The 24551-nt window shown below is 44.0% G+C and carries 18 protein-coding genes; 16 read left to right on the top strand and 2 right to left on the bottom strand.

Annotation, left to right across the window (positions count from 1 at the left end):
- The first annotated feature begins 8 nt into the window (after positions 1 to 8).
- Positions 9 to 713, top strand: coding sequence for an SIR2 family NAD-dependent protein deacylase (locus tag BM367_RS01015; RefSeq protein WP_092456483.1), 705 nt, complete (start codon positions 9 to 11; stop codon positions 711 to 713).
- Here BM367_RS01015 and BM367_RS01010 read toward each other — a convergent pair.
- A complete protein-coding gene (locus BM367_RS01010) occupies positions 704 to 2056 on the bottom strand; it encodes a saccharopine dehydrogenase C-terminal domain-containing protein (protein ID WP_092456480.1) in 1353 nt (450 codons plus the stop codon). The genes BM367_RS01015 and BM367_RS01010 overlap by 10 nt on opposite strands.
- A gap of 407 nt (positions 2057 to 2463) precedes the next feature.
- Between BM367_RS01010 and gyrA the strand changes: the two genes are divergently transcribed.
- The 13 genes from gyrA to BM367_RS00945 all read left to right on the top strand — a co-directional run bounded on the left by gyrA (position 2464) and on the right by BM367_RS00945 (position 20927).
- On the top strand, positions 2464 to 4962 hold the full coding sequence (gene gyrA / locus BM367_RS01005) for a DNA gyrase subunit A (protein WP_092456478.1): 2499 nt from the start codon (positions 2464 to 2466) through the stop codon (positions 4960 to 4962).
- A 76-nt stretch (positions 4963 to 5038) separates the two neighbouring features.
- Positions 5039 to 6298 (top strand): tetratricopeptide repeat protein, encoded by a 1260-nt coding sequence (locus tag BM367_RS01000; RefSeq protein ID WP_092456475.1) that lies wholly within the window; start codon positions 5039 to 5041, stop codon positions 6296 to 6298.
- A gap of 183 nt (positions 6299 to 6481) precedes the next feature.
- Positions 6482 to 7987 (top strand): TolB family protein, encoded by a 1506-nt coding sequence (locus BM367_RS00995; RefSeq protein WP_092456472.1) that lies wholly within the window; start codon positions 6482 to 6484, stop codon positions 7985 to 7987.
- Positions 7988 to 8102: 115 nt separating this feature from the next.
- Entirely contained in the window at positions 8103 to 9209 is a 1107-nt protein-coding gene (locus BM367_RS00990; protein ID WP_092456469.1) for an SGNH/GDSL hydrolase family protein, read from the top strand.
- Positions 9210 to 9399: 190 nt separating this feature from the next.
- The gene (locus BM367_RS00985) at positions 9400 to 9813 is read left to right on the top strand and encodes a BrxA/BrxB family bacilliredoxin (protein WP_092456466.1); all 414 of its coding nucleotides are present in this window, start codon (positions 9400 to 9402) and stop codon (positions 9811 to 9813) included.
- A 133-nt stretch (positions 9814 to 9946) separates the two neighbouring features.
- Positions 9947 to 11254, top strand: a complete 1308-nt coding sequence (locus BM367_RS00980; RefSeq protein WP_092456463.1) for a prolipoprotein diacylglyceryl transferase — start codon at positions 9947 to 9949, stop codon at positions 11252 to 11254.
- Between the two features lie 282 nt (positions 11255 to 11536).
- The gene (locus BM367_RS00975; protein ID WP_092456460.1) at positions 11537 to 13990 is read left to right on the top strand and encodes a TonB-dependent receptor; all 2454 of its coding nucleotides are present in this window, start codon (positions 11537 to 11539) and stop codon (positions 13988 to 13990) included.
- A gap of 152 nt (positions 13991 to 14142) precedes the next feature.
- Positions 14143 to 14880 carry a head GIN domain-containing protein gene (locus tag BM367_RS00970; protein ID WP_092456457.1) on the top strand — a complete coding sequence of 246 codons (738 nt, stop codon included), beginning with the start codon at positions 14143 to 14145 and terminating at the stop codon, positions 14878 to 14880.
- A 447-nt stretch (positions 14881 to 15327) separates the two neighbouring features.
- Positions 15328 to 16497, top strand: a complete 1170-nt coding sequence (locus tag BM367_RS00965) for a COG1470 family protein (protein WP_092456454.1) — start codon at positions 15328 to 15330, stop codon at positions 16495 to 16497.
- Positions 16494 to 17471, top strand: coding sequence for an ABC transporter ATP-binding protein (locus BM367_RS00960; RefSeq protein ID WP_092456449.1), 978 nt, complete (start codon positions 16494 to 16496; stop codon positions 17469 to 17471). Before BM367_RS00965 ends, BM367_RS00960 begins: the two co-directional genes overlap by 4 nt.
- 86 nt (positions 17472 to 17557) lie before the next feature.
- Complete coding sequence (locus BM367_RS00955; protein ID WP_092456446.1) at positions 17558 to 18595, top strand: ABC transporter permease; 1038 nt, start codon at positions 17558 to 17560, stop codon at positions 18593 to 18595.
- Positions 18596 to 18671: 76 nt separating this feature from the next.
- Positions 18672 to 20159 (top strand): glycerol kinase GlpK, encoded by a 1488-nt coding sequence (gene glpK / locus BM367_RS00950; protein WP_092460850.1) that lies wholly within the window; start codon positions 18672 to 18674, stop codon positions 20157 to 20159.
- A 57-nt stretch (positions 20160 to 20216) separates the two neighbouring features.
- On the top strand, positions 20217 to 20927 hold the full coding sequence (locus tag BM367_RS00945) for an MIP/aquaporin family protein (RefSeq protein WP_092456443.1): 711 nt from the start codon (positions 20217 to 20219) through the stop codon (positions 20925 to 20927).
- A 1-nt stretch (position 20928) separates the two neighbouring features.
- On the opposite strand, the gene BM367_RS00940 is transcribed toward BM367_RS00945, so the two are convergent.
- Positions 20929 to 21693 carry a DeoR/GlpR family DNA-binding transcription regulator gene (locus BM367_RS00940; RefSeq protein ID WP_092456440.1) on the bottom strand — a complete coding sequence of 255 codons (765 nt, stop codon included), beginning with the start codon at positions 21691 to 21693 and terminating at the stop codon, positions 20929 to 20931.
- A gap of 221 nt (positions 21694 to 21914) precedes the next feature.
- On the opposite strand from BM367_RS00940, the gene BM367_RS00930 reads away from it, so the two are divergent.
- Together BM367_RS00930 and BM367_RS00925 are read left to right on the top strand one after the other, a co-directional pair.
- Positions 21915 to 23522, top strand: coding sequence for a glycerol-3-phosphate dehydrogenase/oxidase (locus tag BM367_RS00930; protein WP_092456434.1), 1608 nt, complete (start codon positions 21915 to 21917; stop codon positions 23520 to 23522).
- A gap of 79 nt (positions 23523 to 23601) precedes the next feature.
- The gene (locus BM367_RS00925; protein ID WP_177224053.1) at positions 23602 to 24534 is read left to right on the top strand and encodes a glycerophosphodiester phosphodiesterase family protein; all 933 of its coding nucleotides are present in this window, start codon (positions 23602 to 23604) and stop codon (positions 24532 to 24534) included.
- Positions 24535 to 24551: the final 17 nt, after the last annotated feature.

The raw sequence follows: 24551 nt of genomic DNA, 5'->3' as shown, positions 1-24551 counted from the left end.
CCAGATTTATGCAAAAAGTACTGGTAGTGTTAACAGGTGCAGGCATCAGTGCTGAAAGCGGACTGAAAACTTTTCGTGATGCAGGCGGGTTGTGGGAAGGTTATCGGATTGATGAAGTAGCTACTCCGGAGGCATGGCAGCGGAATCCACAGCTGGTGCTGGATTTCTACAACATGCGCCGCCGGGAAGTGAAAAAGGCTCAACCCAACGCCGCTCATCTCAAACTGGCTGAGCTTGAACAGTATGTTGACGTGCGCATCATTACCCAAAATATTGATGATCTTCATGAAAGAGCTGGATCATCAAAAGTTTTGCATCTGCATGGCGAAATATTCAAAATGCGCAGCAGCTTGCATCCGGAAATGATTTATCCGATTGAAGGAGATATCCATCCGGGCGATTGTGCGGAAGATGGTGCTCAGCTTCGGCCGCACGTAGTGTGGTTTGGGGAGCCTGTACCGGCTATGGCAGATGCCATGAAGTGGGTTGAAGAAGCGGATGTATTTGCCGTCATTGGTACTTCGCTGCAGGTTTATCCGGCAGCGGGATTATTGTTTCATCTCGTGCAATTCAGGCCTGAGGTACCGGTTTATATCATCGACCAAAAAATTCCCGATGTGCCGCTTCAGCCCGGCTGGCATTTGATTGAACAACCAGCCACCAGGGGAGTGGCTGTGATGGCCGATCAGCTCCTTGCTTCCCTTCAATCGTAAGTCTCTTCGAACCGGATTCCGTATTCTTCCAGTTCTTTCAACACAGGTTGGTAGATTTCCGGTAGAATCGGAATGTGCAATCCCTTCAGGTTTATCTTACCATTCAAAATCAACCTTGTAGCAATACCCAGAGGCAGGCCCACTGTTTTTGCCATGGCTGTATGCATGGCATCCTCTCCTTCCAGCACCATAAAGCTTTTTATCCGGGTTTTAAGATGTTTTCGTTCAAAGATTACATCGTGCATCATCACCACCAGATCCTTATCGGTCTGTTTTAATGCCAGTTTTTCTTCCAGCATGGCCTGAAGCAATTGCACAGGTGTAAGATGGCCTTTGTTGATAGGGATATCATCAAACCACCCCAGATAGCGTAATTGCCGCATCACACGGGAATGAGGTCGCACACCTAACCGCTCGGCCAATTTTTCTTCAAGGGATGCATCGGATGGTATTCCCAGATAGCGGGATAACCATTGGCGATAGGTGATCCCATCAGTCGAGGTGAAGGGTGATTCAGCTGTGAGACCTAATTTTACCAATGCATGCCAGCCCTCACAAAAAGCCGGATGGCGGAGTGTAGCCCGTTTGAAATCCGGCGTATCCTGCAGTCCGTACAACGTTAGATAGCGCAATGAATCACGGTTGGGATAAAATGCCAGTTTACCTACTCCTGGCACATATACCTCATGCCGGCTGCACCAGTCAAACAGCTCTTCGTAGGCCATTTCCCTGACCTGGCCGTTTTCCTTGAATGCAGCCCCTTCTTTTCCTGCCCGAACGATATTGCCCGGGTTCCAGGAAATTTTGTAAGACCAGGGGTTATCGTCGCTGGCAGGGGATACCAGCCCACCACAATAAGAGCAAAACTGCAGGATGTCGCCACCCTTTCTTTGAATGGAATGAATGAGCTTCATAGCCGTCATGTGATCAATACCGGGATCCAGCCCCATCTCATAGAGAAACAACACGCCTGCGCGTTCAATTGCGGGTGCCAGTTGTTTTACCTGGGGATCCACATACGAGGCGGTGAGCAGATTTTTTTTGAAACGCACACATTGTTCTGCAATAATTTGGTGCAACGCAGGAGGCAACAATGAAATCACCAGGTCTGCCTTGCTCAGATACATTTCCAGCGCATCAGTAGCTACTTTTACATCAAACGCATCGGCAGTTGCATAAAACGAGCGGCCGATTTTCTCACGTGCAGCCATGATATCATAATCCACTACGGTCAAATGCCATTTTTCTTTAGGTGCATGGTTGAGCAGATATTCGATTAAATAAGTAGATGATTTACCTGCACCAAATAGCAAGATTTGCTTGGTTGTGGATGCTACGGGCATAGTTTACATGATTTAGGTTTAAAATACATATCATCCTGGTCGGGGTTGTTAGCTTTTTCCCAGCCCCCGTTTTACGACTTCGAAAAATGGCGGTGGGACTTTGTAGGTGGAATTACGTAGCTGTTATCGGCAGGGCCCGGCTGATGATTTGCAAATTTCAGCATTTACTGGCAGTTTTTATATGCCTATTCTCAGTTTTGAATGATTCGTCACACTCAATGAAGTTAAAAATCATACCTGTATCTATCGTAAACAAGAATCATGCAAAACAAATCCTATGCAAACAATTTTTTATATGCAATAATTACGTAATACCAGTTTCAATGGATTTTCAGTTGCATTTTTCCTTTTTCCGGGCGGGTGAGAAACGCTAAATTTGCGTGTTTTCAATACAAAATCTATCAAACATGGCAGAAGAGACGGAAGGCCAGCAAGGCCGGATTATTCGGGTAAATATTGAAGAACAGATGAAAACGGCTTACATCGACTATTCGATGTCGGTCATTGTAAGCCGCGCCCTTCCCGATGCCCGTGATGGATTGAAACCCGTGCAACGCCGGATTCTGTATGGGATGAATGAACTGGGCAATAACAGCAACCGCCCCTATAAAAAGTCAGCCCGTATTGTAGGTGAGGTGATGGGTAAATATCATCCGCATGGTGATAGTGCGATTTATGATGCTATTGTGCGGATGGCGCAAGACTGGACCATGCGTTATCCCCTGATTGACGGGCATGGTAATTTTGGTTCACTGGATGGGGATGCACCGGCAGCCATGCGCTACACTGAAATCCGGCTCCAGCGCATTGCCGAAGCGATGCTGGAAGACATCGAGAAAGAAACCGTTGATTTTACCAACAATTTTGATGATACCCTCAAAGAGCCCACTGTATTGCCCACGCGCATTCCGCAACTACTCATGAACGGAGCCTCGGGAATAGCAGTAGGTATGGCTACCAATATTCTGCCGCATAATCTCAGCGAAATTGTGGATGCCTGCTTAGCTTACATTGATGATCCCCAGATCACCATCGATGGCCTGATGCAATACATCAAAGCACCTGATTTCCCCACGGGTGGCATTATTTACGGGTATGAGGGTGTAAAGCAGGCATTTCATACTGGTCGTGGCAAAATAGTTGTCAGAGGTAAGGTGCGGGTGGAAACAAGCCATAGTGGAAAAGATCAGATTATCATTTACGAATTGCCCTATCAGGTCAACAAAGCTGCGCTGCATGAAAAAATTGCCCAGCTGGTGAACAACAAGGTCATCGAAGGCATCAGTGATGTACGCGATGAATCCGGCAGGGAAGGGGTAAGGCTGGTTATTGACCTGAAGCGCGATGCCATTCCACAGGTTATCATCAATCAGCTATACAAGCATACCGAACTGCAAACTTCCTACGGAGTCAACAATGTAGCACTGATTCACGGCCGTCCGCAGCTGATGAACATCAAAGAGCTGATAGCAGCTTTTGTGGATTTTCGTCATGAGATCGTGGTGCGCCGCAGCCAGTTTGATTTGCGAGAAGCTGAAAAAAGAGCCCATATCCTGGAAGGATATCTGATAGCACTCGATCATCTGGATGCAGTCATCGCCTTAATTCGATCATCAGCCGATCCGGAATCAGCCAGAACAGGCCTCATGAATACATTCAACCTTACCGAAATACAGGCTAAAGCTATCCTGGATCTGCGCCTGCAACGACTCACGGGTCTGGAACGGGATAAAATCAGGCAGGAACATGAAGAAGTTTCGAAACAAATTGCTTATCTGAAAGAAGTTCTTGCCAATCAATCCTTGCGCATGAACATCATTAAGGACGAGCTTAAAGATGTGAAAGAACGTTTTGGTGATGCACGCAAAACAGAAATCCAGCACACGACTACGGAAATCCGCGCAGAAGATGTGATTGCCAATGAGGCCATGGCCATTACCATTTCACATTTGGGATATATCAAACGCACATCCCTTTCCGATTATCGCCAGCAACGAAGAGGTGGAAAGGGCATTACCGGAGGCAAAACACGTGAGGAGGATTTTATTGAACATCTGTTTATTGCCTCCAATCACGATACCATGCTGTTTTTCACTGAAAAAGGAAAATGTTACTGGTTAAAAGTATTCGAAATTCCAGAAGGAGAACGGCATGCCAAAGGCAGAGCCATACAGAATCTCATCAGCCTTTCAGGTGATGATCGGGTAAGAGCTGTAATAGCCGTGAAGGATCTGGAGGACGAGGCATACGTGCAAAAACATTATATCCTGTTCTGCACCCGTAGGGGCATGATTAAAAAATCGCCATTGGCCGATTTTTCCAGAGTCAGACAAAATGGTATCATCGCTATTACCATTACGGAAGGTGATCAGCTGCTCGATGCCAGGCTTACCGATGGTAATTGTGATGTAATGATGGCTGTAAAAAGCGGGCGGGCGATTCGTTTCCCGGAATCGGCCGTGCGGGAAACGGGGCGCGGAGCCATTGGTGTGCGGGGCATCACACTGGATCATGATCAGGATGAAGTTATTGGCATGGTCTGTGTGCATAAAGATGATCCAGACAAAACCATTCTGGTAGTTTCTGAAAAGGGATTCGGCAAACGAACCACTATCAGCGAATACCGGATTACCAACAGGGGTGGTAAAGGTGTGAAAACCATTCAGATCACTCCCAAAACAGGTGCATTGGTAGGCATTCTGGATGTGTCTAAGAAAGATGATCTGATGATTATCTGCAAATCGGGCCTTACCATACGCACACCTGTTGCAGATATTCGGGAAGCAGGCAGAGCTACGCAGGGTGTAAGACTCATTCGCCTGGAAGAACAGGATGAAATTGCATCTATTGCCCGGGTAGAGGAAAATCATACAAACAACATGGAAGAGGAAGAAGATCAGGCATAATTCGGTCCCATTGCATTTTTGTAAATCATCTTGTATTTTGCAAAAGAATTGTTCAACCTAAAATACATCTGTTATCATGAAAAAAACCTTGCTTATTGTGTTTCTGGCTGGCCTCTGCAGCTGGTCTTACGCCCAGAATAAAATGGTCAGAAAAGCTGAGGATGCACTGAAAAACAAAAACTATGATGAAGCCTTGGCAGATATTCAACAAGCGCTGCAAGACGATAAGACTGGCAAAGAAGGGAAAACCTGGTATCTGAGCGGAGAAATTCATGGAGCCATTGCTACTGAGAAAAAAGATCCCCAGGAAGCATGGAAAGCTTTTCAGGATTATCAGAAAGCGGTGGAATTAAGTCCAAAAGATCCGGAAATTTTACTCACGCTTTCTAAAAACCTCAGCGATATTTATGTGGTGATGGGAAATGCTGCTTACGGCGATCTGAATCAACAGAAATTTGATTCTGCATACGATAAATTTATGCGCACCTATGCTATTGCCCGTTTTTTGAATGACAAAGGTGTAGGCTCATTCCCCACAGATACTTCCATGATTTTCTATACAGGTTATGTAGCTCACCAAAGTCACCATGAGGATACGGCATTTGCCTATTTTCAGAAGGCATCCGAACTTGGTTTTGATAAGGAACCCTATCTGTATTTTACACTGGCTAATATGTACATGGACAGGAATCAGTTTGACAGTGCAATAGCAACCGTGGAAAAAGGTAAAAAATTATTTCCGACCAACGATAATTTCAACAATCTGGAAATTCAACTTTATGAAAAAGCAGGAAAAACAGATGAGCTGATCAGCAAACTTGAAAATGAAGTAAATCAACATCCTGACAATTATAATCTTATTCTAAACCTGGCCATCTTGTATGATAACCTGGCCCATCCTACCGATGAACAGGGCAATGATACCACAGCCCCAGCAAATGCCCAGCAACTGGAGCAAAAAGCAATAGATATGTACAAAAAAGCTATTGCCCTGAAACCGGATGATTACCCGGCAAACTTCAATCTGGGTTTATTGTATTACAATAAGGCAGCCAAATATGGACGTGAACTGGGTCAGCTGGGATCTTCAGCTCAGGAACAGCAACGTGCACAACAAATAGCACACCTGCAGGACAGCCTGCTTAACCTGGCTCTTCCTTATCTGGATAAAACCTATCATTTGCTTGATGCCAAAAGTAAACTCGATTCCAATGAATTATTGGCTTATAAAAATGCCTTGTCTGGATTGAAAGCCATATATGCTCGTAAAAACGAAACCGATAAATACAACGAAGTAAAACAGAAATACGACCAGGCCGATAGCAAGGCTCAGTAATGTGTATTCAAAAGTAATTATCACACCCGGGTCCTCACATTTGTGAGGACCTTTTTATTTTCATGTCCGACTTTAAACTGATTCTCCAAACACCATCGGTAATCCGAAAGCTTGTGTTATGATATGTGCTTGCATTTGTTTTCCGGAAAAGTTTTTTCTATTTTGTCACTTCAACCAGGTGATATGAAGAAAATATTTACTCCCCTGATTGGTATTGGGCTGATATGGATATTGCCTTTATCGGGTATGGCTCAGACAAGCAGCATAGGCCAATTCAGCGATCAGGCCGATGTGGGCACAGTGGCCATTGCAGGCGAAGCAGCGTATAATCCAGTATCACAAACATACTGGATAAGAGGTTCAGGCAGCAATATCTGGGATCGTACGGATGCCTTTCACTATCTCTACACGCGGCTGTCGGGCGATTTCATTTTGCAAGCTGAGTTATATTGGCCGGAAAAAAGTATAGAACCACATCGCAAGGCAGGCTGGATGATACGTAGCAGCCTGGATGCCCATGCCATGCATGTAAGTGCAGTAGCGCATGGCAACGGATTGATTTCCCTGCAATACCGTGCTCATGCCAATGGCATAACAGAGGAAAAACAATTGCCTGTGGATAGTGCATGGGTACTACAACTGGAAAGACAGGGGAACCGGTATATTGTTTCAGCTGCCCGCTTTGGTGATACCTTGCAACAAGTGGAAGTGGATACCGTTGATTTGCCGGATACGATTTATGCAGGATTATTTGTATGCGCACATCAGCCAGATCGTTCAGAAACTGTGATTTTCCGCAATGTTCGCATCATTCGTCCGGCTCCGCCTTCTTTGGTACCTTACCGTGATTATCTGGGAAGCCATATTGAAATACTGGATGTACACAATGGACATCGGTGGATGATTTATACAGATAAAGGTTCTGTTCAGGCACCCAACTGGACGCGTGATGGTCAATCACTCATCTTTAATAAAGATGGCAAGCTTTATCGCTTTTCTCTTATTACACATCAGATATCCCTGATTCCAACCGAACATGCTACACAAAACAACAATGATCATGTGATTTCATTTGATGGCAAATGGCTGGGCATCAGCAATACACCGGACAGCAGCACATCTTCACATGTGTATATTGTTCCCATACAGGGCGGTGAACCCAGGTTAATTACGCCAATAGGTCCTTCCTATTTGCATGGCTGGTCGCCTGATGGCCGCTATCTGGTATTTACTGCACAACGAAACGGCGAGTTTGATATTTATCGGATTTCTGTGCAGGGTGGCGAAGAACAAAGACTTACTTTTTCTCCGGGATTGGATGATGGTCCGGAATATAGTCCGGATGGCAAATTTATTTATTTCAATTCTGTGCGTTCTGGACATATGCAGGTCTGGCGCATGAAGCCCGATGGTTCATCAGCAGAACAACTTACGCATGATGATTTTCAGAACTGGTTTCCGCATATTTCACCTGATGGAAAATGGATGGTATTTCTTTCTTATCTGCCGGATGTGCGGCCCGACGATCATCCGTTCTATAAAAAAGTGTATATCCGCACGATGCCCGCTGATGGCGGCCAACCCAAAGTATTGGCTTATGTGTATGGCGGACAGGGAACTATCAATACACCGTCCTGGTCGCCCGACAGCCGTTTTATAGCTTTTGTAAGCAATTCGGGTATGTGGTAAAAACACAAAATCAAATACTGAAGATGCAAAAGCTAAACGAAGTATGTTTCATTTTGAAAGCATGATGGATTTTCATAATCACATTGGTTTTTTTGCTGATTAAAAACATGAACAAATGAAAAAAATCATTCGAAACAAGATATTCGTAGGCATGAACACATCGAAAGGGATTTATGTACTCCTTTTTTTATTCTTTTTCTGCGCTTCAAATGCACAAACACGGTTTTATGCAGGAGATGATTCACGCATCTTGTATGTAGGTCGCATTGATTATTCACAACCCCATCAGCCCCGTCTGTGGTTACCAGGAAGCTATTTTTATTTTCATACCCACGACCATCAGATACAACTGATTGTAGAAGATGAACAACTGTATGGTCAGCATCAGAATTATATCGAAATTGTAATTGATGATACATGTTTACAAAGAATTCATCTCACCAGGAAGATTGATACTATTCTCATTCAGATGCCAGCAAGTCATGATGCATCTGTTCATCGCATATTGGTATGTAAAGACACAGAATCTGGCAATGGATATATTGCGTGCAGGGGTATCATTTGTCAGACATTATTACCTCCGGATCCACTACCTACCAGAAAAATTGAATGTTTTGGAAATTCAATCACATGCGGTTTTGGTGCAGATACATCGCAAATTCCATGTGGAAAAGGAGCCTGGTATGATCAACACAATGCGTATATGAGTTATGGTGCCGTAGCAGCACGTTTGCTGCATGCACAATGGCATCTCAGTGCGGTTTCAGGTATCGGATTAATTCACAGTTGTTGTCAGATGCGGATTACCATGCCGCAGGTTTATGATAAAATAAATATGCGTGAAGATGGCCTGCTATGGAATTTTACGGATTATCAACCTGATGTTGTTACTATTTGTTTGGGACAGAATGATGGCATTCAGGATTCAGCTGCATTTTGCAATGCTTATGTGCAATTTATCCACACTTTACGCAGGGTTTATCCGAAAGCTTATTTCATCTGTTTAAACAGTCCGATGGCCGATGAAAAGTTGAACGCAGTGTTAAAGAAATATATACAATCGGTTTGTGACGCCATAAAGAAAGAAGGAGATCCACAAATCAGTTATTTTTTCTTTACCCAACGCTATCACCAGGGTTGTGGAGAGCATCCTGATGTACAGGAACAACAGGAGATGGGTAGATTACTTGCAGCTTATATCCGTACACGCATGCATTGGTAATTTTTCACTGTCAATAAATTGTCAATTTACCCGGATATATAAAATCTATTTTACATCATCATTCTTGTTTACGTATAACATCACGCTATTTCACATAGATGATGTTAATGTTTTTTATGATACATCGGTAATTCGGATTTGTTTTCTTATACGTAGAATTTATTATCTTTGTGCCTGAAAAATAACAAATATGTATCCAGCTGAACTGGTATTGCCGATGAAGGCTGAACTCACGGAAAATGGTTTCGAAGAATTGCTTACCCGTGAAGAAGTAGAGCAAGCACTTGCACGCAAAGGTACCACGCTTGTGGTCATCAATTCGGTATGTGGTTGTTCCGCTGGTACAGCGCGGCCTGGAGTATTGATGGCTTTAGCCCGTGCCAACAAAAAACCCGATTACTTAGTTACAAGTTTTGCAGGCTTTGATTTCGAGGCAGTAGAACAGATTCGTAAACATTTGCTTCCTTATCCGCCTTCATCTCCATCCATTGCATTGTTTAAGGATGGCAAATTAGTACTGATGATAGAAAGGCATATGATTGAAGGAAGACCTGCGCAGGTAATTGCCCAAAGCCTGATCGCTGCATTTGATCAGTATTGTTAGGGAAAAATAAAAATTTCAAACTGCAATGGATGCTGTTGGCAGTTTGGAATTTAACTTATAATTTGGTGGTTTGAGGCACTGTGAAATTCGGCTTTGTTCATAGTGTGCTTTCAGATCACCAAATTTTTTTTGCATGTATCCTTCGTTATCTGATTTGCTCCAGGATGTTTTTGGTATTCATGTTCGCCTTCCCATTCAGACATTTGGTTTTTTTGTAGCCATTGCTTTTCTGGCAGCAGCCTATGTATTAACCCTTGAATTGAAGCGAAGGGAAAGATTGGGATGGATAAAAGGTACGCAAGAAAAATACTGGGTGGGCAAGCCGCCCTCTTTTTCAGATATTGTATTTCATGCATTGATAGGTTTTCTGCTGGGGTTTAAGTTAGTGGGTGCTTTGCTTCAATGGGATGCATTTGTAGATCAGCCTCAGGCCTATATCCTTTCCGGTGCAGGAAACCTGCCTGCAGGCATTGTCCTGGCACTGGTGATGGCATATCAACGCTATCGCAGTCGTAAAAAGCAACAACTGGCAAAGCCGGTCTTACGCGAAGAATTAGTCATGCCTCATCAGCGGGTTGGCGATTTTACCATCATAGCAGCTGTTGGTGGGCTGATAGGAGCGAAAATTTTTGATAGCCTTGAAAACTGGCACAGCTATATGCAGGACCCGCTGCACAGCTTTTTGTCGTTCAGTGGACTTACTTTTTATGGAGGGTTGATTGTAGCTGGCGTGGGAATTGCCTGGTATGCTCGCAAAAAAAACATTGATTTATGGCATCTGGCCGATGCTTTTGCACCCGCTATGATGTTGGCTTATGGATTGGGCAGGATCGGCTGCCACATGGCCGGAGATGGCGACTGGGGCATTTACAACAGTGCGTATTTGAATGACGGTCATGGAGGGGTTGTACCTGCTCCTCCGGGGGGATTTCAGCAGGCCCTGCATCAGTATCAAGATTTCTTTCTTGCGACTTATGGCAGTTTTTCACATGTGCCGCATGCTTATTTTCTAAAGCCTCACTGGTTATCGTTTTTGCCTGACTGGTTGTTTGCATTTACCTATCCGCACAACATCAACAATGAAGGCGTACCCATACCCGGATGTGCAGGCCTGCATTGTGCCATGCTTCCTGTGCCAGTATTTCCCACACCTCTGTATGAAATCACAACCTGCCTGCTGTTGTTTGCAGCTCTGTGGTATCTCAGGAAACGCATCTTCAGGCCGGGTTTGCTAACGGCTATCTATCTCATCATGAATGGGACCGAGCGCTTCCTGGTTGAACTCATCCGTGTAAATACGAAATATAATATTTTCGGTATTCATCCCACACAGGCTGAATTGATTTCCATGTTGCTAATCATGGTAGGCGTGGTTTTGATTGTTTATGTGCACCGCAAACACCCTCTTTTGCAACCCCTACGGCCTGTAACAAGGTCTTAATTGTCCGGAGTTGATTTTGTTTATCATCCAGGCTGCAAACTTGCTTCCGGCAAGCCAGCTATATTTCCCGATAGTGCTTTGTAGAAATGCTTCCCAGCCGGGAGCTCTGGCGATTCTATTTAAAGGGAAGATGTAACCTTTTTTCAGCCCCTTCGTTTTACAGGTGATAGTTGTTGCCATTCATCCTGACATAAAACCGTTTATGTATTATTATGTACTATGTTTAGCATAGTACATACTTTTGTAAAGTATCTATAATTGATAACTACTAAAAATAACCAAATGAAAAATTTTCACCACGTTATTCTTGCTGGGATGATCCTCTTCATCGGATCAGGAATGCCTGTATTTGCCCAATCGGTTTATCAGGTAAAGGGAAGGGTCATGGAAGACAGTGCCCTGGCTGCGGGTTTTGCCACAGTTCGTGTATTTCATTTACCCGATTCTGCTTTAGCTGGTGGAGCCATCACAGACTCTGCCGGAAGGTTTCATCTGCAACTTCCGGCAGCAGGTACGTATCTGCTAAAGGTAAGTTTGCTTGGCAGGCAATCGGTTACGCTACCATTCGAGCTGAAGCATGGCCAATATCAGGTACAATTGCCTTCGGTTCAGCTGCAAACGGGAAGTCATGCATTGCAGGCCGTTCAGATTGTAGCTACGAGACCATTCATTGAACAGCAGCCAGGTAAGACAGTTCTTCATGTGGAAGGCAGTCCGACAGCCGCCGGCAGTGATGTATTGGATATTTTACAAAAAGCACCGGGTGTAACGGTAGATCAGGATGGAAACATTACCCTGAAAGGAAAATCGGGCGTAATCGTGATGATTGATGGCAGGCCCACGTATTTATCCCAACAGCAGCTTACCAATTTTTTGAAAACCATCCGATCGGAATCGGTAGCTTCTATTGATGTGATCACCAATCCCTCTGCCAAATATGATGCTGCAGGCAGTGCAGGTATTATTGATATTCATCTGAAGAAAAATAATCAGGAAGGTTATAATGGTTCTGTGCAAGCACAATTTCAGCAGGGTCGCTATCCAGCCACCAGCGGCAGCTGGGAGTTGCATTATGCCCATCGTGCTATTCATGCTTATGTAAACGGAGGATTTTATACAGGACAATCATTTAACGATTTGCATCTTATCAGAAATTTTTATACACCTGATAAATCCTTGCAGGCAACCATGATACAAACCTCCCACATGCGGTTTCCGGAAACCAATTACCAACTTAGAGTAGGAGCTGATTTCGATATTAGTGCTCGTCAAAGTATTGGTTTCTTTGTAGATGCCAATCATAGCCAGGAACATGATAAAAGCCAGGGACCTATATCATTTTATGATTCTGCCTACCAACTTGATTCAACCGCATCACCCAGTAGCAAGAATGATGGACAATGGAGAAACACAACTTATAATCTGCATTATCATCTGCAGCTGGATACAGCAGGGCAGGAGCTGAGTGCAGAACTCAACGCAGCACCCTTTAAAAGCAATGCAAACAGTGATGATGTCACCCAATATTTCCTGGCTGATGGCAATCCACTCCGCGATCCATCTCACAAACAAGGTGAGCTGAGTTCCGATATTCAGATTCTATCCGGTAAAATGGATTATTCTCTTCCTCTGAAGAACAAGCGAAAACTGGAAGCAGGTATAAAAGCCAGCCATGTAAAAACTGACAATCAGGTGCAGTATCAAAACTGGGATCAGGGCAAACAAATCTGGATACTGGATACGGGTTTAACCAATCATTTTATTTATCAGGAAGATATTTATGCTGCTTATGCCAGTATGAATCAGGATTTTGAGAAGGGATGGCATATACAGGTGGGATTGCGTGGCGAACAAACTGTAACCCGCGCTCATCAGCTGGTTCATGACTCCTTGGTAAGACGTTCATATCTGAATTTGTTTCCCAATCTCATGATCAAAAAAGATTTCTCACAGAATCACAGTGTAAGCTTTGCATTCAACAGACGTATCGACCGGCCTAGTTATCAGGATCTGAATCCATTCAGGTATTATATTGATCAATATACCTATCAGGTGGGTAATCCTTTTCTGCAACCCCAACTTACTTATGCAACAGAGTTTAGTTACACTTACATGAATCAATATACACTCACATTGGATTATAGTTATACCACCAATGTGATTACCGAATATGTACGCCAGGATGAAATAACCCGTATCGGATATCAGACCAATGAAAATCTGAGTTCTTTCACCAATCTGGGCGCAACATGGAGCATTCCCGTTAAGCTTGCACATTGGTGGAATACACAAAATTTTCTCAGCATATTCTACAATGATTACAAAGGGAATATAGATCAGATTCAACTCATGAATCAACATGTAGCATGGCGATTTAATTCGATACAGGAATTTCAGTTACCTGCACATATCAAAGCTGAGCTTTCCGGTTTCTATCGCTCATCCATGCCATACGGTGCCTTTGCTTTAAAATCCATGTACAGGATTGATATAGGCTTGCAGAAATCTCTTTTTCATGATAAAGGCACACTTAAGTTGTTTGCAAATGATATATTCGGAACACAACAAGGCCGGGTGAGCCTGCATTATTTAAATACAGATCTGCAGATTCAGAATACATGGAATAGCAGGAAAGTGGGCATCAGTTTCACATATCGTTTCGGAAATCAGCAATTGAAAGTGAGAACCATAAATCAGTCAGGCATTGAGGAAGAGCAAAGTCGTATTAAAAAATGAAATTAAAACATGTTTACAGTGGTTTAATTTTGGTTGACACGGAAGAGGAGTCCTCCTCTTCCTTTTTTTGATGCTTTGTTATTGATTAATGTTAAAATAAGTTTTAACTTTCCGGACTAAAGCCAATTATTCACCCTTAAAATACATTTCATATGCACACAACCATCTTTTCTTGCCTGCACAAGCCATCCCTTACTTTGATGATGCTTATCCTAACATCCTGTACAGGATTCTCACAAAACATCCGGGGTAACGGAAATATTACAACCACCTCACGTGAGGTAAACTCATTTCATGAGATCCGTGTAAGCGGTGCTGTTCATTTGTTTATTAAACAGGATTCTCCTATCAGCGTAAAGGTGCAGACCGATGAGAATATCCAATCCTATGTGATAACGGAAAACAGAGGCGATGCACTGGTAATCCGGGAAAAGGAACACTTTAATATTAACCCTACGGACCATATTCAGGTTTATGTTTCCGTGCCTGATTTACGAAGCATTAAGATCAGCGGTGCATGCGTGCTGACCAGTGAAAACAATTTGCAGGTGCCTTCTTTTAAACTGGAAGCAAGTGGAGCTTCGAAGTTAAATTTAATACTCACGACCGATGCGTTTTATGCAGCATGTTCAGGTGCAATCGAAGGCATGATACAAGGAAGCGCCAAGACTGCAGAAATCGAAATATCGGGTGCGGGTAATCTTCAGGCGAGAAATTTTCATGTGGAGCAACTTAAACTGGATGTTTCCGGAGCAGCAAAAGCAGAGGTATATGCCGAAAAGTTACTGGATGTGGATGTATCCGGTGCAGGAATAGTAACTTATAGTGGACATCCACAGGTGAATGAATCTGTTTCAGGCGCAGGAAAAATAAAGAGTGTGAATCCCTGAAGGCAGATTTAAATGATTTTTAACCTGCTCATTCACTCAGCGCTTGGGTGATGCTATGGCCAGATATTTCTGATATCTGGCCATAATTTTAACTAATTTCTAACAACATGAACTTTTTCCGCTTTATATGTTTGTAGTCAGTTCATCGTAAACTCTCTGCTCGTTTGTAATGTGTTGAGATAAACCTGTACAAATGAACATGAGATGAAAAACTCTACTTACCGGCAGCTCCATATCCACTATCTGTTTGTCTGTTTTTCTTTCATATTATTTCTCCTTCTGAAGGATATCTTATTCTCTCTCTCCATATCTGCATACGGAAATGCAGGGTACATTGATTTACAATTTGCGTTGTTGCTTGCAGGTATTTGTTTGCTGGATGCATTTTCGTATCACCTTATTTGTTTGAATGCAGAAAATATTCATCAACACTTAAATTGATTTCGCATGCTGGCTTATGTATTTTACCCCATCGGTATTTTATGGATGATGATGAGTGGTTTAAAGGCCGATACAGTTGCTAAAGCTACGGATACGATTCATACAAGGGCCACCATCAGGTTATATACTCCCTACACAAAAATCAGTGTTCATCCCGGGCAAAGCATCACTTATAATGTGGATGTTACGAACAACAGCAAGGTTACGCAGAATGTGGATTTATGGGTAACCGGATTATCTCCTGCATGGAATTACAGCCTGAAATCGGGAAGCTGGGATATCAGGCAGATAGCTGTGCTGCCCGGGCAAAAAGAATCTGTTACCTTGCAGGTTACAGTGCCACTCAGGATTAATAAAGGTGCATATCGTTTTTATTTGCATGCAGGCAATGGTACAACCCTTCCGCTTACGGTAATTGTAGCTGAACGTGGAATTTATAAAACAGCTTTTACAACTGATCAGCCGAATCTGGAAGGAGCAGCCAACTCCACCTTTACATTTAATACTACGCTGCAAAATGCAACAGCTGATACTCAGCTTTATGCACTCAATGCAGAAGTCCCACCCGGATGGGATCTCGCATTCAAGGCAAATGGATATAAACAGGTAGCATCCATTCTGGTAAATCCGAATTCAACACAAAATCTCACAATTGAAGTACATCCACCTGATCAGGTACCGGCAGGTAAATACAGAATTCCAGTGATAGCCTCATCGGGAAGTACGGGAGCTGAACTTGACCTGGAAGTGGTGATCACCGGCAATTATGGCATGAGTCTGAGTACGCCCAGTGGCTTGCTGAGTACAGATGTAACTGCGGGGAGTGAAAAATCATTGAAGCTTACTGTGACCAATACCGGGTCAGCCAGTTTGAAAAAAATTCAATTCAGTGCAACAACTCCTACCAACTGGGATGTAACTTTTGATCCTAAAACCATTGATGAATTACCTGCAGGGAAAACAGCAGAAGTAAAAGCACTTATCAAATCCGATAAACACGCTATTGCGGGTGATTATTTGGTTACAATCCGTGCAAATACTACAGAAACATCCGCCAAAGCTGATTTCCGGGTCACGGTTAAAACACCCGTGCTGTGGGGATGGTTGGGTATTCTTATCATTTTGGTTGCGCTTGGTAGTATCTATTATTTGTTCCGTAAATATGGAAGAAGGTGAATGAACCCATTATCATATTAGATGGTCTCACCAAACAATATGATCAGCTTGTTGCAGTTGATCATTTGCATTTAACTATTTATCGCGGTGAAATATTTGGATTGTTAGGGCCCAATGGTGCCGGTAAATCTACTACAATATTGATGTTGCTGGGGCTTACTGAACCCACGTCGGGCAAGGTGCGCGTTTGTGGCATTGATCCGGTCACCCATCCCGTGGAAGTAAAACGAAAAGTGGGTTATTTACCGGATAATGTGCGGTTTTATGATGATTTAACTGGATTGGAAAATTTAATTTATACCGGCCAGCTGAACCGGATGACGAAAAAACAAGCCCGTGAAAAGGCTTTGGGTTTGCTTTCCCGTGTAGGTTTGTCGGGTGCAGCACATCAAAAGGCTGGTACCTATTCACGCGGTATGATTCAACGACTGGGACTGGCTGATGTACTGATGAAAGATCCTGAGGTGATAATCATGGATGAACCCACAGTTGGCGTTGATCCAAAGGGGGCAAAAGAGTTTCTGGAATTGATTCTGAAATTAAGCAAGGAAGATTCCATTACCGTTTTGCTTTCTTCCCATTATCTGCTTCAGGTACAGGAAATATGCGATCGGATCGGATTATTTGTAAGAGGCAAATTAATAGCTGTGGGAGATATTTCTTCTTTGTCCCGTGAATTATTTGCTAATGAACCTTTTATTATTGAAGCAACTGTACAACATCCTTTATCTGCATATTCAGATTCCAATCGAATAGTTGATTTGCAGCAATTGCTTGCAAAGATTGAAGGTGTAAAACAGGTTGTGGTGGAGCATGAACGAGTAAAGATTTTTGCTGCCAAAGATATTGCACCGCAGGTGGCACGTACTATTGTGCATGCCGGATTGGATCTGATATCACTTTCCAGACGTGAGCATGGTTTGGAAGATATTTATCAGCGATATTTTGAAAAGGAAACGGAGATTGCAGTATAAATATTTGCATGATTTCATGAATGAAAATAAGGTGTAAATAAAATGATGCATGAAAATCATTGTATGAATTTAAATATGCTTTTCTCATGAGCGCTTTAGGTGAAAAGATCAACCAATGGTGGCAGCTGCTGGTTGCATTCAGGGAAAAACAAATCAGGAAACGGGAAGAGCAGATTTATCATCCTTTTTGGGTAATGGTATATAAAGAGATTGCAGACCATGTGCGGAGTTGGCGGTTTCTGATTATGGGCGCATTGATTTTGCTGACCTGCATGGGATCGTTGTATACAGCTGTGCAGGCTATGACCAGTCAGTCTGATCAGGCCGCTTCAGCCACTTCACCGGGGTTTTTCTTTCTGCAATTGTTTACTTCATCTAACGGAACGCTTCCACCCTTTCATGCTTTTGTAGCTTTCCTGGGTCCTTTGCTGGGAATCAGCCTGGGTTTTGATGCTATCAATTCTGAGCAACATGGCCGTACATTAGCCCGGCTCATGGCACAACCCATTCACCGGGATGATATAATCAATGCCAAATTTGTGGCTGCTTTGGTAGTAATCAGTGTGATGTTTTTTGCGTTGACTTTTCTGGTGATGGGAACAGGTTTGCTAGTCATTGGCATTCCGCCCACGCCGGGTGAATTTCTCCGGGTTATGTGTTATTTTCTTATCACGGTTATTTATGTGGCATTCTGGCTAAATCTGTCCATTTTATTTTCTGTTTTGTTCAGGCAGGCTGCTACTTCAGCGCTGACGAGCATTGCCGTATGGTTATTTTTCACCGTGTTTTTTCAGATCATCCTTAACCTTATTTCCAGCGCCATTGTACCTTCTCCGGATATGGCACCTGCTGATCAGGTCATCCGCGCTCAGCATCTGGTCATGAATCTTTCGAGATTATCACCCGGACAATTGTTTTCTGATATCACCACAGTTCTCCTGCGCCCCACCATTCGTACGTTTAGACCGCTTACTCTTTCTCAGGTAGTGGGAGCCATTCCCAATCCCTTGCCCCTTGGCCAAAGCCTGCTGATTGTATGGCCGCAGATTACAGGACTGGTTGCAGTAACTACGGTATGCTTTGCGCTATCGTATGTTTCGTTTATGCGCAGGGAAATTCGCTGAATGCTGAAGATTTTTTTCACCCCACTTGCATAGTTTCTTTTTTTTTCGTTTTATTGCGCAAGCATTTCTTTTTGATATGAAAGCATTTATCCTTGCGCTGGATCAGGGAACAACCAGTTCGCGCGCAATTTTATTTGATCAGTCCGGACAAATCCGGGCTGTTGCACAAAAGGAGTTTACCCAGCATTATCCTCAGCCAGGATGGGTAGAACATGATCCGATGGAAATCTGGTCAACCCAGGCCGGGGTGGCTGCTGAGGTGCTTTCCCGGGCCGGCATCAGCAGCCAGCAGATAGCAGCCATCGGAATCACTAACCAGCGGGAAACCACCATTGTCTGGGAGCGTAATACCGGTAAGCCTATCTATCCAGCCATCGTGTGGCAGGACAGGCGAACGGCTGATTGGTGTGATCAGTTGCGCGTAGAAGCGGGAGAACTGATTCGGCAAAAAACGGGTTTGCTGCCCGATGCCTATTTTTCAGCCACCAAAATCCGCTGGATATTGGATCATGTGCCCGATGCCCGGAAAAAAGCTGAAAATGGCGAACTGGCCTTTGGTACCATCGATAGCTGGCTGATCTGGAATTTTACCCGGGGACGGGTTCATGCCACAGATGTGACCAACGCTTCCCGCACCATGCTGTTCAATATCCATACCGGGCAATGGGATCCAGAATTACTTGCTTTGCTCGACATACCCCAAAGCCTCCTGCCTGAAGTAGTTGCTTCCAGCGGGGTAGTGGCTGAAACGTCTGGTGATGTACTTACCTACCCCATTCCCATTGCAGGCATAGCTGGCGATCAGCAGGCAGCTCTGTTTGGACAGATGTGTACCGAACCAGGTATGGTGAAAAACACTTATGGCACGGGTTGCTTTGTGGTGATGCAAACGGGCTCCAAACCCGTACAATCGCAAAACCGGCTGCTCACCACCATCGCCTGGGAAATCAATGGGCAGCTGAACTATGCTTTGGAAGGAAGTATTTTCATCGGAGGAGCGGTTGTGCAGTGGTTACGTGATGGGCTGCAGATGATTCGTTCTTCATCGGAAATTGAAACACTTGCCCGCCAGGTACCAGATACCGGGGGCGTATATGTAGTGCCCGCTTTTACGGGGTTGGGTGCCCCACACTGGAATCAGCAGGCCAGGGGAATGATTGTTGGCCTTACTCGTGGTTCCACCCACGCGCATATTGCCAGAGCAGCCCTGGAAAGCATAGCTTACCAGACCTACGATGTAGTCAGGGCTATGGAAGCCGACACCGGCTTGTCCATTTCGGAAATGCGGGTGGATGGCGGCGCTGCCGTCAACGACCTGCTTATGCAATTTCAGGCCAATATCCTGAATACCCAGGTCGTAAGGCCAGCCATTGTGGAAACCACTGCACAGGGGGCTGCTTATCTGGCAGGATTGGCTGTAGGCTTTTGGAAAGATATCGAAACCATTCGTGCACAATGGAAAGAGTCAAAACGTTTTATCCCACAAATGTCAGAACCAGTCAGAACAACCAATTTGCAGGGATGGGCACGGGCTTTAAAAGCCGTGCGCTGCTGGGCTGAATAGGCCGTATATGCGATCTCCGAAAAAATAAACCTGCGAAACTTTTAAACATTCATTCCTATGCATCCTTTTCTGGCAGAATTACTTGGAACCGCTCTTCTGATTTTACTGGGTGATGGCGTCGTTGCCAATGTATTACTCAGGCATACCAAAGGCCACCAGAGCGGGTGGATAGTCATAACCTTTGGATGGGCTATGGCCGTGTATGTAGCAGTTTTTTGTGTATCTTTTTACAGCGGTGCACATATCAATCCGGCCGTAACCCTGGCATTGGCTCTTGTCGGTAAGTTTTCCTGGAGCCTGGTTATCCCTTACGTGATTGCGCAGCTTATAGGCGCTATGTTGGGTGCCGTTTTGGTATGGCTTACCTATAAAAAACATTATGATGAACAAAATAGTCCCGACCTGATACTGATGACATTCTGTACGCAGCCTGCCATCAGGCATAGGTTTTTTAACTTACTAACAGAAACCATTGCCAGTTGGGTACTCATTTTAGGTGTGCTGTATATGGCCAAACCCGATATAGGTTTAGGGGCTATTGATGCATTGCCCATTTCCTTGCTGGTACTGGCAATAGGCCTATCACTTGGCGGGCACACCGGCTACGCTATTAATCCCGCTCGTGACCTGGGGCCTCGCATCATCCATGCTTTGCTGCCTATTCCCAACAAGCGGGATAGCGACTGGAGCTACGCCTGGGTGCCTATCATCGGCCCTATGCTTGGGGCGGTGCTGGCTGCGGCTACATTTGTCCTGGTTGGACATTAGGCTAAGCTTTTACCACTTCCACCCCCTTTTCATCGAGCGCCTTCAACATGGCATCCGACACTTCCCGGTCGGTGATGATTTGATCTATTTCATCGATATCGCAAATTTTCCCAAAACCTCGTTTCCCGAATTTGGTAGAATCGGCCAATACAATAGTTTTTTGAGCAGCAGCCATCATGTAGCGGTTCAAAGAAGCTTCCAGCATACTGGTTGTCGTGCAGCCAAACTCCGGATCAATGCCATCGACGCCCAAAAACAACTTGCTACAGGAAAACTGTTTGAGCATCTGTTCCGCAAAAGGGCCAATCACGGAGGAAGAGGTTTTGCGCAGTTGGCCGGGTAATTGGATGACTTCGGTTTCCGGATAGCGGTTCAGCTCGAGTGCTACAGCCAGTGAGGCGGTGATCACGGTAAGGTGATGACGGGGGCGGATGCTCCGGGCAAAAGCCAGCACGGTGGTACCGGAGGCAATGATGATGGCATCATCCGGTTCAATGAGTCGTGCAGCGGCCTCGCCAATCCGCATTTTTTCTTCCATCCGGATTTTCTCTTTTTCATTGACCGGAAGCTCATTGATATACGGATTATGCAACGAGGCTCCACCGTGGGAGCGGAAAAGCAGACCTTTTTGCTCCAGTAGCTTAAGATCCTTTCGAATGGTTACGGCTGAAACCTGCAACTGCCGGCATAAATCGGTTACATTCACATAACCCTTTTCCTGAAGCTGCTCCAGAATTTTCTGATGCCTGTGGGTGAGTGGAGCCATACATACTCATTGATTAACAAAAACCAACACTGCCTGTACTTTTCTTTGCCTTTTCTGGCTTTGTCAAAAGTAAAAAAATCTGTTTTTTCAGAACAACCAATCCCAAAGAAAAAGGTTGGAAAAAATTTTGTTTTTTATTTCGAATTATTATTTTTGTATTCGAATCTGCAAATAAAATTTAAGATTCGAAATCATTAGAAATCAGATGAATTGATTTTTTGATGAATCGGAATCAGGCATTGGCACAAATCAGAACAGAAAAATGCTGGGACTTTGTGGTGATTGGCGGTGGGGCAACTGGCCTGGGAGTAGCGGTGGATGCGGCTTCGAGGGGGTATAAAGTATTGCTCGTGGAGCAGGCCGATTTTGCGAAGGGTACATCAAGCAGAAGTACCAAGTTGATTCATGGGGGTGTGAGGTACCTGGCGCAGGGTCACGTAGGACTGGTGCGGGAGGGACTGAGGGAAAGGGGGTTTTTGCTGCAAAACGCACCTCATCTGGTGAAACCCTTACCTTTTGTGATTCCAATTTATTCCTGGAAAGATGCGGCTATGCTGTGGTCGGGCATGAAAATATATGATATGCTGGCTGGCCAATGGCGAATTGGACAATCGGCCTGGCTAAGCCGGGCAAAAGTGTTGGAAATGATGCCAGGCGTGCAGCCATCCGGGCTAAAAGGAGGAGTCTTGTATTACGACGCGCAGTTTGATGATGCCAGGCTGGCTGTTCATCTGGCGCAGACCTGTGTGGATCAGGGTGGGGTGGTGGTCAACTACATGCAGGCAGAGCGTTTTCGGGCTGGTTCGGCTGATCATACACATCTCGTGAGCCTCAGGGATCAAGAAACCAATGAGCTCTTTGAAGTTTCGGCCAGAGTGGTGATTAATGCAACCGGGGTATTTGTGGATGAACTGATTCAGCTACTGACAGGCGATGCAAGTCGAAGACCCACGGTCAGGCCCAGTCAGGGGGTGCATGTGGTATTGCCTATTCATTTTACCGGATCTGCCCGTCAGGCCATGCTGATTCCCCGTACTGCCGACGGCAGGGTTATTTTCCTGGTACCCTGGCATAACCGGCTTCTGGCTGGCACCACTGATACAGCCGTAGATGCTCCCACACTGGATCCCCGGCCATTTCCGGAAGAGGTGGATTTTATCTTGCAACAGGCAGCAGCTTATCTTTCGCATCCTCCTCACCGAAAGGATGTGCTCAGCGTCTTTGCCGGACTCAGGCCATTGGCTTTGCCTTCCCATGGAGGAAGAGCCACAAAGGATATTTCTCGCAAGCATCATCTGCGGGTCGATGCACCCGGTCTGATTACCATTACGGGTGGCAAATGGACGACTTATCGCAAAATGGCCGAAGATACGGTGAATCTGGCTACCCGCGTTGCCGGCTTGCCGCCAAGAAAATGTGTAACCCAATCCCTTCGGATTCATGGCTGGATGCAGGTTGAACATACTTCCCCAGATGAATATGGAAGCGATCGTACTCGTATTCAGGAAATGATCCGGCAACATCCTGAAACCGGTCAATGCTTGGATCAAGAATGGCCTTATACCGTAGCAGAAGTTATCTGGGCTGTGCAGGCAGAAATGGCCAGGACCGTTGAGGATATACTGGCCAGAAGATTTCGGGTATTATTCCTCGATGCACATGCCGCCATTCGCATGGCACCGAAGGTGGCCCAAATCATGCGTGATATCCTGCAGGAAACAAAAGAATGGGAATTATCTCAAACTCAAAGCTTTATTGGACTTGCGGAAAAATACCTGATAACCAATGGTGAAAAGAGAATGTCCTTTAAAAAAGTGAATTCAACATGAGATGAGAAAAAGATAATGGTTAATTAACATACAATTTATGATATCAAATTTTTTTCGCTCCTTATTAAATGCTACCATTATGAAATTGAAATTTAAAAATTATTATAAAGAAAATTTATGCCTGTTGTATTTTATTATCATATTAACTCTTTTATTAGGGTTTAAATCTCTTTATTTTCAGAAAATAAAGTTTTACAAAGTTGGTCATAGGGGAGCTAGAGGATTGATTCCAGAAAATACAATTCCGTCCTTTAAAAAAGCTATTGAGGTTGGCGCGAATACAATTGAATTTGATGTTCATATTACAAAAGATGGGAAGGTGATTATTTATCATGATGCTTCATTTAACCCTGATTATACTTTAAAACCAGATAGCACTGAAATAAAACAAGATGAAAGAAAAACATATACATTTTATCAAATGAATTATAATGAAATAAGAAGATTTATTATAGGAGTTAAGAAGTATAAGGATTTTCCATATCAAGAATTAACAAAAACATATGTCCCTTTGCTCACCGAGATGATTGATTCAATTGAGATTTTTACTAAAAAATATAAATATCCGAAGGTAACATATTTGCTTGAGATCAAGTCTGATGCTAATACAGATGGATTTGAGCAACCCCCGCCAGAAAGGTATGTAGAAATTCTTATGAGTCAATTAAGACCTTATTTAACAAAATTAAAAGATAGATTATTTATTCAATCATTTGACATTAGACCTTTAAAAATTTTGCATAAAAGGTTTCCTGATATTCGGATTGGATATTTAACTAGTGACAAATTAAAAAAATTTGATCAAAATATTTCTGAGCTTGGTTTTAAGCCTGATTTGTATAATCCGAATTTTCGATTAGTAAATATGGAATTAGTCGAAAAGTGTCACAGTAATAATATAAAAATATTTCCCTGGACCGTAAATGATTCTTTTGAAATAAATAGGTTAATAAACATGCATGTAGATGGAATTATTACGGACTATCCGAATTTTTTTAATGATAAAAAGTAATTTTATTAATATCTAAA

Origin of the sequence: Thermoflavifilum thermophilum, from assembly GCF_900116565.1 — a bacterium.
GTDB lineage: Bacteria > Bacteroidota > Bacteroidia > Chitinophagales > Chitinophagaceae > Thermoflavifilum > Thermoflavifilum thermophilum.
This window is presented reverse-complemented; position numbering and strand designations above follow the sequence as displayed.